Annotated in this window: 11 protein-coding genes and 1 tRNA gene; 5 read left to right on the top strand and 7 right to left on the bottom strand. The window is 53.6% G+C overall.

Features of this window, described 5'->3' with window-relative positions; genetic code table 11:
• Nucleotides 1-216 precede the first annotated feature (216 nt).
• Entirely contained in the window at nt 217-1,131 is a 915-nt protein-coding gene (locus tag LOC67_RS12365; RefSeq protein ID WP_230262914.1) for a hypothetical protein, read from the bottom strand.
• A gap of 74 nt (nt 1,132-1,205) precedes the next feature.
• Nucleotides 1,206-1,976 (bottom strand): hypothetical protein, encoded by a 771-nt coding sequence (locus LOC67_RS12360; protein WP_230262913.1) that lies wholly within the window; start codon nt 1,974-1,976, stop codon nt 1,206-1,208.
• Nucleotides 1,977-2,389: 413 nt separating this feature from the next.
• Between LOC67_RS12360 and LOC67_RS12355 the strand changes: the two genes are divergently transcribed.
• A tRNA-His gene (locus LOC67_RS12355) sits at nt 2,390-2,463 on the top strand.
• A gap of 634 nt (nt 2,464-3,097) precedes the next feature.
• Nucleotides 3,098-3,433 (top strand): hypothetical protein, encoded by a 336-nt coding sequence (locus tag LOC67_RS12350; protein WP_230262912.1) that lies wholly within the window; start codon nt 3,098-3,100, stop codon nt 3,431-3,433.
• Nucleotides 3,434-3,451: 18 nt separating this feature from the next.
• Here the strand turns inward: LOC67_RS12350 and LOC67_RS12345 are convergent, their stop codons facing one another.
• The 4 genes from LOC67_RS12345 to LOC67_RS12330 form a co-directional block, all read right to left on the bottom strand.
• Nucleotides 3,452-4,729: an ABC transporter permease gene (locus tag LOC67_RS12345; RefSeq protein ID WP_230262911.1), complete on the bottom strand. Its 1,278-nt coding sequence runs from the start codon at nt 4,727-4,729 to the stop codon at nt 3,452-3,454.
• Between the two features lie 8 nt (nt 4,730-4,737).
• On the bottom strand, nt 4,738-6,252 hold the full coding sequence (locus tag LOC67_RS12340) for an efflux RND transporter periplasmic adaptor subunit (RefSeq protein WP_230262910.1): 1,515 nt from the start codon (nt 6,250-6,252) through the stop codon (nt 4,738-4,740).
• A 158-nt stretch (nt 6,253-6,410) separates the two neighbouring features.
• Nucleotides 6,411-9,014: a TolC family protein gene (locus tag LOC67_RS12335; protein WP_230262909.1), complete on the bottom strand. Its 2,604-nt coding sequence runs from the start codon at nt 9,012-9,014 to the stop codon at nt 6,411-6,413.
• A gap of 397 nt (nt 9,015-9,411) precedes the next feature.
• Nucleotides 9,412-10,929, bottom strand: a complete 1,518-nt coding sequence (locus LOC67_RS12330; RefSeq protein ID WP_230262908.1) for a sensor histidine kinase — start codon at nt 10,927-10,929, stop codon at nt 9,412-9,414.
• A gap of 574 nt (nt 10,930-11,503) precedes the next feature.
• On the opposite strand from LOC67_RS12330, the gene LOC67_RS12325 reads away from it, so the two are divergent.
• From LOC67_RS12325 to LOC67_RS12315, 3 genes are all read left to right on the top strand, one after another.
• On the top strand, nt 11,504-12,631 hold the full coding sequence (locus LOC67_RS12325) for a sugar-binding protein (protein WP_230262907.1): 1,128 nt from the start codon (nt 11,504-11,506) through the stop codon (nt 12,629-12,631).
• Nucleotides 12,632-12,883: 252 nt separating this feature from the next.
• Nucleotides 12,884-14,413, top strand: a complete 1,530-nt coding sequence (locus tag LOC67_RS12320) for a sugar ABC transporter ATP-binding protein (protein WP_261366917.1) — start codon at nt 12,884-12,886, stop codon at nt 14,411-14,413.
• Nucleotides 14,406-16,064: an ABC transporter permease subunit gene (locus tag LOC67_RS12315; RefSeq protein ID WP_230262905.1), complete on the top strand. Its 1,659-nt coding sequence runs from the start codon at nt 14,406-14,408 to the stop codon at nt 16,062-16,064. Before LOC67_RS12320 ends, LOC67_RS12315 begins: the two co-directional genes overlap by 8 nt.
• On the opposite strand, the gene LOC67_RS12310 is transcribed toward LOC67_RS12315, so the two are convergent.
• Nucleotides 16,056-16,466 carry an acyl-CoA thioesterase gene (locus LOC67_RS12310; RefSeq protein WP_230262904.1) on the bottom strand — a complete coding sequence of 137 codons (411 nt, stop codon included), beginning with the start codon at nt 16,464-16,466 and terminating at the stop codon, nt 16,056-16,058. The two genes, LOC67_RS12315 and LOC67_RS12310, sit on opposite strands and share 9 nt — an antisense overlap.
• Nucleotides 16,467-16,662 lie beyond the last annotated feature (196 nt).

Raw genomic sequence — 16,662 nt, 5'->3', positions numbered from 1 at the left:
TTTTTAGATTGCAGTGGATGTTGTGTGCGAGTTCACGTTACACACTCCGAACGCTCTTCCAACCACGTATTTTTCGTGGATCGGAACGCGAAACCTTTGTCGGAATCGCAATCCATTTGAAGACCCGTTCTAGCTTCCCGCACTGTGTCGGTGGCGGCCGTTTCGCTGCTTTACCGACTTAAACGTGATGCAATCGGGAAGCGAAAAGTTTGCCCTCTAAGCCATGTTCCCGTCGACGAGCGTATCTGCCCCATAGGCTCCGGCGGGAGCATGCTTAGTATCACGATCACCTAGCGTTGTCGCAATGATGGCAAGCGTCGCCGCGTAGAGAACGTTTGTCGTTAAAAAACCAACCAAAACGCTCCAAGCCACAACCAGAACCACACCCTTCTTGCGGGTTCCAGCATGCCATGCGAGGTAAATCCCGAGCGGCAGCATGATGACCAAAAGAGCGGTCAGACATTCGTAAACCCATGGTGTTTCGAACCAGCCACCACGGACATCGAAAAATCGGTCTTCGACCGGTGCGACCAACGCGTATGCGCCAGTCCCGTTCCACCAGATTGGGCTAGCCAGCATTGTCGCGGTGGTCAACAAGCTGACCAAAGTCGCTTGGCAGGCGAGCAACCGGCGAGAAAAATTCGTTCTCCAGCTGTGCCGCGCCTCGCCTTTCTTTCGTGGAGTCAGCGGCGCGATGATCAATGCCGCCAACGACATGCTGATCAGTGGCTCGGCGACTCCCGCCAGAAGGACGGTTCGATTGGCCCAGCCAACGAACCAAATCCACACGAGGGCCGCAAGTCCGCCCTGTTGGCAAAACTTGGCCAAGAACGCTGGCGCGATTTTGTCGATGCGATCTGCGAACGCCATCGAAAGCGACAACAGCACTCCGATGATCAGATAGCCGCGATAGATCCAAGTGTTTTCGCTAAGCGTGCTACCTTGGAAAGTGGAGTCCCAGATAAATAGCGGGGAAACCATCCAACGTGCATCGCCGGTCAATTCCGCAGTCCGAAAGAATTCAGCCAAGTTCGTCGTGCTTGCGGGAGCCCCCGCCGGATACCAAACGGAGACGTCAATCAGCGCGGAAATAAAATAGACGGCGGTAACAATGCCAAGTCCAATTTGCACCCAAGCAATCGAACTTGTGCAACTAGGTTGAAACCAAAATCGCTGCCATGCAGTCACTTGTTTTTGTCCGTCTTTCATGGCGTCGCCTCGGGTTGGCGAGACGAAGTGGTTAACCTTTTCGATTCGATCGACACCAAGCTGACTTGGTTTTCATCACGAACCACTCGGGCCAAATAGGCTGGACCTGCTGCGTCCTGTTCCGCCGTCGTGAGCTGCGTCGGCAAACGAACAATCCGCACCGCCGCTATCGTCTTGTCCGACCGAACCAATGGCATCAACAGTGCTGCGGCAAGCGAGCGTTGATCCGATTCGGATAGGGTAGCAGCCAAGGCCATCCATTTTGCGTACCGATCCGATGCCGCCAGTCCCGGAATTCCGGAAGGATCCACGGTGGTCCACTTTGTCTGATAATCGATTTCGAACGGGCCTCGCGGGTTTGCCGCAGCGACCTGCAATCGATGAGGCTGCTCGTCGGCGGTCGCATGGGCGAGGTAAAAGCGTCGGCCATCGGCAGCAAAATGTGTCGAACGAAGATAGGGAGCTAAAGTCTCAAGCAGTGAATTCTGAGTCGAGGATGGTTCGATGATCGCGGAAAACGAAACAAACAGCACCACCAGATGAAGCACAACCAAGAAACTCAGTAGGTTGCGTATAGCCTTCGAAGGCATCTGCGCAGCGTTTTCTACCGCCCCACCGCGATCGATTTTCTTGCGGTGTTCGTTGCTGGAACCACCACTGGCGGCAACATCACCGGTTGAGACATCGTTCGGCGGGCTCGCCTTCGATTCGGTGCTGCCAGAATCCGAAGAGCTGGAACGTGACGGGGGCGGTTTTCGGCGAGCCATCAAAGTGACTGGGATAGGGGGCGACGAAGCGTAGGGCAATCGGTCGGCAACAGACGGCCTATCATTGAACCCAGCATTTTGAACCCGTCAGGGGCTCAGCAACATGGGGGCTCAACAGAGTGCATGCGGTGATAGGTTACCCGCTAGGGAGTCGGCAGCATATGAGAGCCCGGTTGCCAGTGCATTCTCGGTCCCAAAAAGGTGCCCGAAGTCGTATTTTTGCGGCTCAGGAAGGCCTGCGGAGGTCGATCGAAGGCACAATTTATTGGGTTTGTCAGGGTAATTCCGCCGACCAGAAGTCGTCCCGAAAGGAAAGTTTTCAATCAAGAAAAAACGGACCGTTGACCGAACTTTAATTGGCGGATACAGTCTTTGAATCTGGCGGAGCAGTTCATTGCTTCCCGCTTCAGACGGTGGATGTAGCTCAGTTGGTTAGAGCACTGGATTGTGGTTCCAGATGTCGCCGGTTCGAACCCGGTCATCCACCCTTCTTTCAAGCCGTCAATCGACGGCTACTGCGATACAAGCTTGTACGCACAGGACCATAGTAGGCTTTTTGATCTGACGCTGGTGTTGTGAATCGGCACGGCGGAGCGTGCCGGGCACTATGGGGCAATGTACCCATCACAGTCCCTGTGATGCCAGGCACGGTTTGCCCGACGGGTGCTTGATCTGAGTTCTATCAGAAACAGCGCCGGCGGCACGGCGGAGCGTGCCGGGTACTATGGGGCAATGTCCCCATCACAGTCCCTGTGATGCCAGGCATGGTTTGCCCGACGGTGGTTTAAATCTGAGTTCTACCAGAAACAGCGCCCGCGGCACGGCGGAGCGTGCCGGATACTATGTCGAAAGTATCCATCACAGTCCCTGTGATGTCAGGCATGGTTTGCCCGACGGTGGTTTGATCTGACTTCTACCAGAAACAGCGCCGGCGGCACGGCGGAGCGTGCCGGGTACTATGCTGAAAGTACCCATCACAGTCCCTATGATGCCAGGCATGGTTTGCCCAGCGGCGGTTTGATCTGAGTTCTATCAGAAACGGCGGAGCGCGCCGGGGGTTTTGGGGACGTTTGGGATTTTGATCTTGGCTAGTTTTAAACATTCCTTACGGAGTTGCTTTGATGCGAGCGGTGCTAGGACGTGATGCTTCGGGACGCTTGGAGCTGTCTGTGCTCGAAGTTCCCCTGCAATCCTTTCTCGACTTCAGCAACGAAATCGCGCAAACATTCTCGCTGCAACCGAAGTCGGACTTTGTTACCGACGGTGCCGAATTCGCATCGATCGTTTTTCGGCACGACCATTCTAAGAACCAAGTTTCCAACATCGAGATGGCATGGGATCACTGGTCGGGTCTAATCATCACCGCAAGCGATTCCAATGCCGAAGCGACTGTTCAAAGAATCCATGACTGGATGATCGCGATCCGGTCCGAACAAGATGACTGCGATAAGCAGTGACAACTACTTTCGATACAGCTACATTCGGCGCAGCGCTTCGATCGGATCCATTTTCGCAGCTTGTCTTGCTGGGTAGATCCCGAAGACGATTCCGACCGACAGCGACACCAGGGAGGCGATCGCAACCGACCAAGGAGTGACCGATGTCTCCATCCCGGATAGATACGAAACAAGCGAGGGCGCGGCCAACCCTACGATCACTCCAATTAGCGTGCCGAACAGGGAAAGCGACGCGGTCTCGATCACAAATTGAAAGATGATGTCGCGTTGACGGGCACCCAGCGATCGACGAATACCGATTTCGCGTGTTCGCTCGCTAACGTTTGCCAACATGATGTTCATGATTCCGATACCCCCGACAAGCAACGAAATCGCCGCGGTCGCGCCGAGCACAAAATTGAAAATCCGCTGTGTCGCTTGTGCTTGCTCCAGCAAATCCAGTGGGATCGTAATCGCATAGTCTTCACGCGGATGGTACTTCGCCAACAGACCTTCCAGCGCCGCTGCGGTCGTTTTGACGTGGTGCCGGTTGACAACACCGACCGTTATCTGACTCAGCTCCAGTCGCTGTCGGGTGTAGCTGCCCTGTTGTCGCCGAGTGATGACGTCGCCAATTCGGCTGCGGTCGGTCGTCAATGGAATGACAATGTCGCTATTGAGATCCGATGCCGACATGCTGGATCCGATTCCTGCCGACGGAGTCTTGTAGCCTTGGACACCGACAATTCGAAAGAAGTGCGTGTTGTCGACTTGGATTGACTTTCCAAGCGGTGATTTACCACGAAACACATTCCTTGCGATGTCTTCGCCGACGACACAAACGTTCGAACGAAGCTTCAGGTCGGAGGGCTCGATCGGTCGACCCAACACCACTTCGATTTTGCTTGTTTCAAAGTAACTCGGATAAACGCCAACGATCCTCGCGTCGACGGTTTGATCGGCGTAGCGAGCTTCCTGTCGAAACTCGCGCAGCGGGGTAATGTTGGTTGCCGAATCGATTGTTTCGTCAATGCGTCGCAAGTCGTCATAAGTCAAACCGAAATCTTGTTCGAAAGAACGAAAGTTGATTTCGGATTCGCTGCTGCTTGGCTGCTTGCTTCGCAGTATGACGTTGCTGACCCCAAGTGCTTCAATCTGTGCTTGGGCCTGACGACTGGCTCCTTCGGCGACCGCCAACATCACAATCACGCTCGCAACGCCGAACACCAATCCTAACACGGTTAGCAAGGAACGGAGCTTGTGCATCAGCACGCCGCGAATGGACGTGCGAAAAATAGCTCGATAGCGGTCAAACATGGCTCGCATCAGGACTGCTGAGCCCCAGCCGGTGGCGTTCCAGTTGCCCCAGCTTCCTCTTCAGCATCGGCAAAGTCCTCGATACCACGTTGGTAGGCATCAAGCATGACGACTTCGCCTTCGTCAAGTCCTTCAGTGATCTCGATAAACGAGTGTGTGCTGCGTCCCGTTTCGACCGGACGACGCTCGACGGTTCCGCCAGCGCTCACATACACGTATGCCTGTTCAAAGTGTTCGGTGACGGCGCCGACTGGAACTGAAATGACGTCTTTGTATGTCCCGACCAAAATGTTGACTTCGGCTGTCATGCCCGGCTTGATATCCAGATCTTCGGGCAGCGAATCGATCACGATAATGGTTTCATAATTCTGGACACTGGAATAGCTACTCGCTGCCATTCCTGCCACTTTGCTAACGCGACCGGCCAACTTGCGATCCGAAAACGCATCCAGACGAATGTCCGTCGTTTGCTCGACTTTGATTTTATCAACGACCGACTCATGCACGTTTGCTTTGACTTGCATACGACTCATGTCAGGCAAGTAGTAGACGTTCCGTCCCGAATAGAGCTCGGTGCCTTCACGAATCCTTTCGGATGCGTCGTACCAGCGTTCGTTGGCATAGGCAACCGTTCCGTCTTGCTCAGCAATTAGAGTGCATTTCGTCAGCAGCTTCTGTAACTCTTCTAGCTGTTGCTCAAGGATTTGAACCGCAGATGCAGCATTGTCGATCGCAGCCTGTGCTTTTAGCGTTTCAGCTTTGGCAGTCTTTTTAGACCGTTCCAGCTTGAGCTTTGTCTCTTCGACCTTTCCGCCGAACTCGATCAGTTTCTTTTCACGGTCATAGGTGACGAGCACCTTCAGTTTCTGTTTGTCGCGTTCGACTTGAAACTGGTAGTTCTGTTCGCGGAGCTGATATTCGAGTAACTGCTGCGGCGTCCGATAACCTTTTTTGACCAGAATCTCGATGTTGTTTTTCTCGTCGCGCACCTTTTCCAGTTCTGCTTCGGCTTCTTTAATTGCTCGGTTCAAATCAGCCTTTTCGGATTCGAAATCACCCATCCGGTATTTTTTCAAATCGATTTCGGCGATGTCGAAAGCCAGCTGTGCAGCTGCGATGTTGGTCGCGTTTTCATCCTCTTTGATCGAAAGCGACTGAATCGCTTCGGCGTGTTTACCCTTCGCTTCGTTGATCTCGACTTCTTTTTCTTTGATGTCTTTGTCGATTTCGGTCGTCTCAAACGCAGCAACCTTGTCGCCTTTTTTGACGCGTGATCCTTCGGGCACGATGAACGTGATTTTATTGCGTCCCGGGATCTCACATTTCCCGTACACCGTTTTCTGACTCTCGATGGTGCCCCGTTCGACAACGCGGTCTTCGATCGTCCTTCGTTGGACGACATAGGTCGCGTCTGCTTCGGAATCGGATTCGCGACTGCCCAACAAACCCGGCATCCGCATGGCAGCGAAACCGATGGTCCCTAGGATCAGAGCGATAAAGATGTAGCTGGCAATTCTTTTCATAACGATGGCTGAAGTTCGGCGACTTCAAGACAGAGTCTCGAAACGAGACCTTTTGTCTAAAATTCTCGACTTTCAGTCTAACCTAGGTCCGAGGACTTCGCCATTGAACACGCGTAACGCCCTAGAAACGTCCGGTAGCAGCAAAGTGAATCCAACCGCTACTCCGGCAAAGCTTCGCTGGCAGGACCTTGGTTTGCCGGTGGAAGCAATATCTCGGCTTCGATTAGTTCCAATTCTTCGGCCGCCCCGTTCATGCTGTCTTCGCCGAGAACGGGATCAGGCGCCGATGGTGCCAACTGTTCCCGAACGGAATTGGAGTCACCTTCGGCAATCCACCTCAACGGAAAATATTCCGTATCGATTGCCTTGTAGTCCAACAGGTCCTTCAATCCGGAATCCTCATTGATCCACTGGCCATTTTGATCCAAGTACAGCATCTCCAAAGCCGCGAAGAGGCGCATCTTTTGGATTCGATAGTCGATCCAGCTGCGCACCAAACTGTTCTTTGCATTCAGCATTCCATCGAGAGCTTGCAGCAAAATGATTGTCAAGTTTGCATCTGCGGCTCGACTTTGACGAAGGTCAATCTGTGCTTGGTCAACTTGACGCGTTGCCGCGAAGACCTGTTGCCGTGCGATTTGGAAACTGAGCCGGCTGAACTCCAGCTGTCTTAGGATTTGCCGGACCTCATTCGCGATCACATCTTTGTCACCAATAAACGAACGAATGGCGCTCTGATAAGCGATTTGACTGGCGCGGTAGCTATTGCGTTCCTGTCGACGGTTGAGCGGGCCATCAAACTGAACGCCGAGCTGGTATTGGTTGTTCGCGCTATCCAGCTTGAAGGGATTGTTGGAATCCGAGTCGCTACCGATGGCGACTTGACCGGTCACGCTAAGGTCACTTTCCAAAGCGTCGGCGGCGACTTCGACCTTGCGGAATTGATCCATCACATTCGCTTTCGAGTTCATCAAATCCAATCGATTTTGCAACGCGAAGGAGATCGCATTTTCCGAGGGGATCGTGAAAGGCTCGATATCGATCAGGAACAAACGGATCTGCGACTGCGCGACATAGATTTCTGCGATCTCTTCACGCAGCTTTCTACCGATCGCCTCGGACACGGCTTTCCATGCGACGATCGCGGTGTTGTCGTCGTCATTGGGTAAGATGTCTTCGATCGAGACATCTTCCAGTGAATCAAAGCCCTGCAGAATCTCCTCGAAAGTTTTCCGATCTTCTTCGGCATCCGCACGCGGCGGATTGGTTTCGTAGTTTTGCAGCTTTTCCAAGACGTCATTGTCAAACGAAGATCGAGCTGCAAAATCCTGCCGCAATTCTGCAAGGCTTCCCGCGATACGCTCGGCAAGTTCCTTCTGCTGCTCAAAATCCAACCGGTCATCGTCTGAAAACGAAGACTGATCGGTGGATTCCAAACGTTGTTGCCACCGGACCAAGTCCGCTTCGATCGCGGGTAAGACTTCCAATGTCTGCCGATGAATCTCTTGATACTGTTGGAAGTGCAAGCGAAGCAGTTCTGCGGGCGCCTGGCTTGGCGGAAGGAATTGAACCAAATCGATGAAAAGCTGCTGCGCATCCTTTTGAAGCGACTCGACCATCGGATCGACCAGTTCGAAGGGCTTTAGCAATGATTCATCAATGTCGAACGATACCCAGGCTGGTAGACCGATCGAAAACTTTAAACTGTCCTGCTGCCGAATCAGTTCTTGCTGAGCAGACAGGAGCGAACGGCGACCGTTTTGATATTGCTGAAAGACTTGGTCGACCTGGACTTGCGATACCGTTTCTAGTTGTTCGTAGAACTCGTGTTCGGCAAGGTTCTGTCGTAGATTACTGACGTTGTTCTCGGTATTTCGGATCGCCTGAGTTTGCGTCAATAGACCGAGATACTGCTCGGTTAATTCCACATAGAATAATCGACGAAACCGAGCGAAGTCGCGGACTTGATAGAGCAAGTCACGCTCCGCCTGGGTCAAGTTTTCAAGACGGACATGGCGAAACGCGCCACGCAGCAAAGGCTGTGTAAACGTCGATACGATCGCTGCCGATCCCTGCTGAACCGTGTTGCCAGGAAAGTTCCACGTGATCGAGTTCAGCACGCTTGTCGCAAATTGACCGCCACCGGCAAGGTTGCGCTGAAAACCCAAGCGATCCGAAATCCCCAGCAATCGATTGTTACCAAGGTCTTCACCATCGGCTTCATATCCCAGCCCCACGCCGCCGAACCACTGCGAGTCGAATTCAAACCGATTGATCGAAAGCTCCAAAGCTCGTAGATAGACCTGTTCAAATTCGCTTTGATAATCCCGACTGTGCAGCAAAGCCAAGTCGATCACCAACGGCTGCGTTAGATCGATTTGCCCATTTTCAGATTGGGGAAGGTAGTCCAACCAAATCGGGTTCTCGACAGAATGCCGCGTGGCGATCTTTTCGTAGTAAGGCAAATTTTTGCAATCCGGCTGCACCATGTATCGATGCGCACCTTGATCGTCTGGTGGCTTCGGAGCGCAGTCCCTTTCGGCGGCAAGATACATCCTGGATTGCCGGTCTGGCTCAACAGCGCGATTCGGAATATCCCACCGGTTGTCAGCTTGGCGGCTATTGATCAAGCAATAGGCCTCGCGATCGGCCGCTTGCCGATAAGTCGAGCGTGCACATCCGTTATTCAAAAGTGCAGCAACGCCGGTGACAAACAGCGTTTTCACAGCTTCGTGCTTGAACGAAAAGAAATGCCGACCCATTGCTGATCTCTACCCGCCTGATTCCTAGACAAACCATCTGACAGTGGTTTTCTATCGGCAGGGAGGGGCAGCGAAACCCTCATGATCCGCATATTCGCCAATCGCAGATCATGATCGTGGCATCGCGATGTCAAACTGTATCGATTGCAGAAGACATTCGACGCGGGAGACCAGTTTCACACGTTCCAAAAGAAGGGGAACGAGGCACCGTTGGCGGAGGCCAGCTTTAAAGTAGATTCGCAAGTGAAGCTCAACGACTTGTTGATCGTCAGGTTTTGTTTTCTGCGAAGTTGGCTTGTGCGGCTGGAACAGTACCTTCACGGAGTGAAGGGCGACAATGGTGAACTACATGGCTGTTTCAACGAGCGAGTAGTAACAGCTGAAAACAATTCAGCTGTTACATCCATTGGCCACGCAGATAGTTGACTTCGCGTTGCAGCCGGCTTGACGGAATGGTCGATTCACCCGTGACCGGATTTCCATCCAGATCCGTATTCGGATCCGTGACCGCTTGCTGGCTGTCATAGAGCGTCTGCCGGACCATCATGTCAGCCAACATCGATGACATCTTGACGGCCAATTCATCCGTAATTGCGCTGCTGATCACGACACCGTTGCTCCAACGCAAACGTAGCGTGTTAAGCTCTTCCATTTCTGCCAGCCGCTCTATATCGCTTCGACGTGCCTGAGCGGCGTTTGCGTCCGCATCGAAGGCGATCACCCAACTTCGTCCGCCGGTTCGATACGCCATTTCGGTCACACGCAGCGATCGTTGCAACAACTTTTCAAAATCGCCAACTGCGGTGACGGCTACCGCGGCCCCGACCGAGACCGTTGTTAGGAAAACGTGATGCGGGAAAACGGGGCTGACGTTCCCAACGCCAAGGTCGACCGCCTGGGAGGGCACGTCGATTCTGACTCGACGAGGGGCGGCGATCGACTCGGGGCGTTTTGATCGGTTTCCGGCGGACTGCCTTTCGATGGGCGTGCCAACAGGGGCGACTGGATAAACCATCTCGTCCTGTTCCATGATATTGCTTGGCGGAGTCTTCGTTAACTGGGTTCGCCAAAGTGCAAAGTTTGCCGCGACAGACGAAGGGCCACCCATAGGAGTTTGAAAGCTTGCCGCGGTACCGGTCCCGACGCGTGATTCGATTCGCAACTTTGAAAAATGTGCCGCTGCGAGCTGTCGGCAAATCAGCAGCCCCAGGCCTCCCACGCTTTGCGTAGGTGCACGACCGGTCGCGATCATCTCCAAGTCATGGGGTGTGATTCCACGACCTTGATCGACGATGGACCAATTCATCATCTGCGAATTGTAGGCTCGGTTCGCGCGAATCAAGACAGCTTGGTTGGCCGAGGTGACCCGAATCGCGTTGTTGGCCAAGTTTACGATCAAACGACGCAGCAAAACTGGATCGGCATAAATCTGCACGTCCTGTCCGAACGGCCCATCCCAGAGCAGCTTGATCTCACGAGGCAGCGCCCAAGGTTGCAGCGTCGCTTCGACTTGCTGGCGAATCTGGTCGATCGAGATCCAGGTGCGACAGACATTCCCGAATCCGGTTTCAAAGCGCCGAGATTGGACCATCTCGTCAAGCATCTGATTGGCGCAGTTGCACTGGTCAATCGCCGCGCTTAAGCATTCTTGTTGACTTCGGGATAGGCGTCCCAGGTCTCCATCGCGGACCAGTCGCACCGCCTCGCGGATCGTCGACAACGGGGCACGGATGTCATGGGCAGTCTCACTAATCAGACGCGAAACCGTTTCGAAAGCATCGTCCTCCATCGGCCGATACGCAATGCTCTCCACGCCTTCGGAAGGGCGTTTCGCTTGACGGTAAGCCGTTGCTGTCGCTGTTGCGAAATGGGATGGCCCCATCGCATGACTGCTATTTTGGGATGTGGAACTCACGGCCTAGGTCTCTTGCGTTATCTGCGTTGAGGATGATTCGATTGATTTCCGATCCGTACCCCGAGCTATCCAACAGGGAGTTGCGATTGGTGTTCTAGCCGCTGTCGACGTCTGATGATTTTCCCTGCGAACAAAATGGTGCGGGGCATTTCACTTGGCGTTTGAGTCCCACGGCAATTCCGTGTGAAAACTCAACTCGACTCTACAGCGTCTGCGCAGTATCCGGGATCAACGAATCAATCGCGTTCGCTTCCAGGGGGTTGCGGAGCGAAAAGTGATCTCTCGTTAGGGTGTCGATATCGACTGGCTAAACCTCAACGCATCAGCCGGTTGCGGAACGCTGGTGGACTTTGCCATCACGGTTCTCTGACTTTGCGGTCCTCAGTGACTTTGCCGACGGGATTGACTTTGCAGCCTATGCGGCTGGTCCGGATTGGTGCCCCGCCGACTGCGGCAGTTCGCTTGCGGGACAATGTTTCCCCACTTACACTGCTTGGTTGCCAAAAGCCACTTTAAGCCACCGTTAATCTGGCTTTCCCAGCCACACTGCCATCCCCCCGTTTCGGTTTCTGCCATGAGCAACTGTCTGAGGTTTTTCCGTCGCCATTCAATTGCCGGTGCTTCATCGTGGGCAGGTCGCGTGTCGCTGATCGCTCTGGTTGCGGCTATGGCAGTCGGCTGCAAGATCGAAAAAGTTGATTCCAACCAAGAGAATGAACTCGCCGAAACGAACGCGGCCAACGCGATCAAAAAAGCCGATGGGGACGACATCAAAGTGGCTTATGTCACCAACGGTATCGCTTCATTTTGGGTGATCGCCGAAGCTGGATGCAAAGCAGCTGCCCGCGACCTTGGTGTTGAATGCACCATCCGCATGCCCGATGGAGCCGCGGACCAGAAGCGAACCTTAGAAGAGCTGATTTCCTTGGGCGTTGACGGCGTCGCTGTTAGCCCGATCGACCCTGCAAACCAAACTAGCATTCTTAATGAAGTTGCCGCATCAACGAATTTGATCACCCAAGACTCCGACGCGCCCGACGCCAATCGATTGGCTTACATCGGAATGAACAACTATGACGCCGGACGCATGTGCGGCAAGCTCGTCAAAGAAGCTTTGCCCGATGGCGGCGATGTCATGATCTTCGTCGGACGACTTGGGCAACTCAATGCCGACCAGCGACGACAAGGCGTGATTGATGAACTGCTCGATCGCTCTAACGATCCCAAACGAGCGTTTGATGCGGCCGATGCGGTTTTGAAAGGCGACAAGTACAGAATCCTTGATACACGTACAGACGATTTCGACTTCGCCAAGGCAAAGAGTTTGGCGGAAGATGCCATTGTCAAGTATCCCGAGATCGGTTGCATGGTCGGACTGTTCGCTTACAACCCACCCAACATTCTGGAAGCCATCAGCGGCGCAGGAAAACTCGGTGAAATCAAAGTGGTTGGTTTCGACGAAGACGACCGAACTTTGCAAGCCATCGTTAGCGGTGATTGCCACGGCACGATCGTTCAGAACCCATATCAATATGGATACAAGTCTGTCGAGATGCTGTCGAAGCTCGCCGCGGGCGACGAAACAGCGCTTCCCGAAGGAGGGTTCCTTGACATTCCCGCTCGGTCAATCCGCCAAGACAACGTGCAAGAGTTCTGGGACGAGTTGAAATCGTTGACCGGAGATGAGGCAGGGGCAAAGTAGGAAAGAACCTGCCAGTCCATGCGTTGCTTCTTCCTCGTCAAAAATCGATAGCCACAAATCGGCCTGCCGGAACAATCATCCAACGGCATCGGACAGACCTTAGGCGAAGACAAGGATACGCCGTACGTGGCCAATGCGACTTCGGATGGGACAGCAAATGACGTGCACGCCCTATCGCGTGATGCCTACTTCTCAGACTTGCACTTAACACAGCGTCCCGTGAACGATCAAAGAAACGTCGACCAACCAGACATGCCGGAGTCACAGACGCCGCTGTTGGAAGTGCGTTCGTTGAGCAAACGATTTCCCGGTGTGCGCGCGTTGCACCAAGTCGATCTGCAACTCAATCGCGGTGAAGTCCTTGCGATCGTAGGGGAAAACGGTGCCGGAAAGAGCACTTTGATGAAGATCCTCGCCGGTGTGCAACCTGCAGACTCGGGCGAGATTCTAATCGACGGCAAACCGGTGGACTTTTCTGGTGTATCGGACGCGATCGACCGGGGCATCGCGCTGATCCATCAAGAGTTGAACCTCGCTGAGAACTTGACGGTCGGTGCCAATATCTTTTTGGGTCGCGAGCCGACTCGATTTGGCTTGATCCATCGCTCGAAAATCAACGAGCAGGCAAAACGCTATCTTGACGACGTCGGCCTTGACGTTTCACCACAAACCCTTTTGCGAGGACTGACGATCGGTAAACAGCAGATGGTGGAAATCGCAAAGGCGCTTTCCATTGATGCTCGCGTCCTGATTATGGATGAACCGACCAGCAGTCTTTCGCAGCGTGAAGCCGAAGCACTGTTCGAAGTCGTCGAAGCACTTCGTGATCGCGGGGTGAGTGTGATCTACATCTCACACCGTTTGGCCGAAGTCGAACGTCTAGCCGATCGAGTCGTCGTGATGCGTGATGGAGAAAACGCAGGCAACTTGAACCACGACGAAATCACCCACGACGCGATGGTCAGCCGCATGGTCGGGCGTGACGTTTCGCGTTTCTACAATCGCACCCAGCGCGCCGAATTAAACGATCGTCCGGCGGTGCTTTCAGTCAAAGACTTTATCGTCCCAGAGCACCCGACAGAAAAGATCAGTTTTGATATCCGTCCAGGTGAACTGCTTGGGATTGCCGGGCTTGTCGGCGCAGGACGCAGCGAACTGCTACGTTGTCTCTTTGGTGTGACGGAATCCCTTGGCGGCAAAATTGAAGTCGATGGCAAAGAGGTCCGCATCAATTCGCCATCGGATGCCATTGGAAATGGATTAGGACTGGTCCCAGAAGACCGAAAAACACAAGGCTTGGTCATCGACTTCGGTGTCAAACCGAACATCTCGCTGGCAAGCATCAAAGAACACGCTCGATCGGGTCTGTGGATCAACTTTCAACAAGAAACCACCGACACCGATGGTTCGATTGACCGATTGGCAATCAAGACGCCTTCGTCGGAACAGGTCGTTCGCTACCTGTCTGGCGGCAATCAACAGAAAGTGGTGCTGGGGAAATGGCTGGCATTGCGTCCCAAGGTACTCATGCTTGATGAGCCGACACGTGGTATCGATATCGGTGCCAAAGAAGAAATCTATCGACTGATGGAATCGCTCGCATCTGAGGGCCTGGCAGTCTTATTCGTTTCTAGCGAGATGGAAGAAATCATTGCCCTGAGTGACCGCACATTGGTCATGCACGAAGGAAAGATGACTGGCGATTTATCCGGCGAAGAAATTACCGAAGAACGCATCATGAATTTGGCAACAGGTGTCAGCGTCGGAGTATCAGATGAATAAAGTGCTTGGAATCTTTGGACTGCTGATCTTCGTCTGCTTGTTCACGACAATTTTGAACGACAGTTTTGTTGGACAGGGCAACCTGAACAACATCACGCGTTGGAGCGCCTTGTTTGGCATCCTGTCGATCGGAGTCTCGTTCGTGATCATTACCGGAGGTATTGATCTATCGATCGGATCCGTCGTCGGTCTCGTCGCATGCCTACTTCCGATGCTGGTCGTGGACCATGGACTATCGCCGTTGGCATCCATCGCCACGGTACTTGTCGTTTCCGCCGCAATCGGATTACTGCATGGGTTGTTGATTACCAGGCTGGATCTACAACCATTTGTGGTCACCCTTTGCGGGCTGCTTTTCTATCGAGGCTTTTCAAGATGGCTGACCGATGACCAGACGTTGGGGTACGGTCAAAGCTATGACAACAGCTTGCGTTTGCTGGCAACGGGCAAACCTGCTAGCTGGGCAACCATGCTAGCGATCCTCGGTATTGCCTTGCTGGTTGTTGGCATCTGGAAAGCATTCCGTTTCGTTCCGAGACCTGACGCTTCCTCGGTTTCCAATCAGATCCAGCGCTGGTCGCTGCCACTAGTCGGATTGTTTCTCGCCATCACGGGGAGTTCGCGTTTTTGGCTCGGTTGGGAAACGGGCGAAGGCCCCGTCCTACTGCCTATTGGGGAGTATCAGATTCGCGGCATTCGGGTCACCGCGACACCGGACGGAACCAAACTGCCAGCGATGATCATGCAGTACGCGGCGACGCTGCTGTTCATTCCCGCATTGATCGCATTCGTCGGAGCTGCATTCAAGACGAACGCAAAACGAATCACCGGGCCGTTAATTTCCGTTTTGGTATCGTTGGTATTGCTGGGGCTAAGCATTTGGTTTGTCGTGCCGTTGTTTCGCGACGCCGCACCGGAAGACATGTGGCGTGTCGGAGCAGTCACGATCACGGGTGGGACATTGAAAACCGCAGTGATGCTGATCGAGTTTTTCGTCGTCGCGATGGTGATCGGATCGATCGGCTGGATGATCCAATCAGGAAGCTCGTCAAACGCCACCAGTCGGTCACTTGCGCTGCCTATGATTGTTTTCGGAGTGCTCGCGTTGCTTGGCCAAACAGACTTGGTCACGACGATGGTCCCGACTCCCATGTTGCTGATGATCGGGCTTGCGTTCTTGGCAAGCGTATTCCTCAATCGCACCGTTTACGGCCGCTATCTGCTGGCACTGGGCAGCAACGAAGAAGCGGCACGGTACAGCGGGATCAACACCAAGCGAATGGTCGTTGTCGCTTATGTCCTCTGCTCACTGGCGGCAGGCCTGGGAGGCATTCTGTTTTCGCTGGACGTAAACTCCGTCCAACCGTCGGGGTTTGGCGAATTCTATGAACTTTACGCCATCGCGGCAGCGGTGCTGGGCGGTTGTAGCTTGCGTGGCGGTGAAGGCAATATCCTAGGCGTTGTGATCGGTGCCGCGGTGATGCGTGTGCTTTACAACGCGATCAACATTTTGGGTATCAGCACCAAGCTTGAATTTGCGATCATCGGAATCGTGATTCTTGCAGGCGTCATCGTTGACGTTGTCGTCAAACGCATGATCGCACGACGGGCACTAGCGAAATCACAGTCCGCGATCGCGACCTCAGGATGACGCTTCTTGATCTTGCTGATACTGGTCACGCAGGCTTTGCGGGACACGTTGAACCTGACCCTGCCGATCGATGACGGCCAAGGTGACTTCGGCTGAGACCAGTTTCTCGCCTTCGCGTGAAACGAGATATTCGTGGATGATTTTCCCAGCCGTTACTTTCGCGATCCGAGTCTCGATCTGAACGAGGTCATCATATTTTGCAGGCCTGTGGTAACGACAGTTGACGTTAACAACGACAACTAACAGGCCCTCGTCTTCCATATCACGATACCGGCCTCCGCTTGCACGCAGCAATTCGGTGCGTCCAATTTCAAAATACTGGAGGTAGACACTGTGATGAACAAACCCCATCGGATCACACTCATCGTAGCGGACGCGATGTTCAATGGAATGTGCCAACATGAAGCAAGATCTTGAAGGTGTTTTGTTCGGACTATCAGCCGACGGGCGTTAGCCCCGGTTATTGCACTCAAACCGTGGCTGCCGCCATACGGCTAATCCTAAAATCGAGTTGGAACGAAGCACTAGGGCAGATGCGGACTTCGGAAATGCCGCAAACGCTTTCGCAACAATTCTGTGACAAAGACTTCCACCGAAC

The organism is Stieleria sp. JC731 (assembly GCF_020966635.1).
GTDB lineage: Bacteria > Planctomycetota > Planctomycetia > Pirellulales > Pirellulaceae > Stieleria.
This window is presented reverse-complemented; position numbering and strand designations above follow the sequence as displayed.

Excerpts from the sequence above, each read along its gene's own strand:
- LOC67_RS12360 (WP_230262913.1), bottom strand. The coding sequence starts at position 1,976 with ATGGCTCGCCGAAAACCGCCCCCGTCACGTTCCAGCTCTTCGGATTCT.
- LOC67_RS12350 (WP_230262912.1), top strand. The coding sequence starts at position 3,098 with ATGCGAGCGGTGCTAGGACGTGATGCTTCGGGACGCTTGGAGCTGTCT.
- LOC67_RS12345 (WP_230262911.1), bottom strand. The coding sequence starts at position 4,729 with ATGTTTGACCGCTATCGAGCTATTTTTCGCACGTCCATTCGCGGCGTG.
- LOC67_RS12340 (WP_230262910.1), bottom strand. The coding sequence starts at position 6,252 with ATGAAAAGAATTGCCAGCTACATCTTTATCGCTCTGATCCTAGGGACC.
- LOC67_RS12335 (WP_230262909.1), bottom strand. The coding sequence starts at position 9,014 with ATGGGTCGGCATTTCTTTTCGTTCAAGCACGAAGCTGTGAAAACGCTG.
- LOC67_RS12325 (WP_230262907.1), top strand. The coding sequence starts at position 11,504 with ATGAGCAACTGTCTGAGGTTTTTCCGTCGCCATTCAATTGCCGGTGCT.
- LOC67_RS12320 (WP_261366917.1), top strand. The coding sequence starts at position 12,884 with ATGCCGGAGTCACAGACGCCGCTGTTGGAAGTGCGTTCGTTGAGCAAA.
- LOC67_RS12315 (WP_230262905.1), top strand. The coding sequence starts at position 14,406 with ATGAATAAAGTGCTTGGAATCTTTGGACTGCTGATCTTCGTCTGCTTG.
- LOC67_RS12310 (WP_230262904.1), bottom strand. The coding sequence starts at position 16,466 with ATGTTGGCACATTCCATTGAACATCGCGTCCGCTACGATGAGTGTGAT.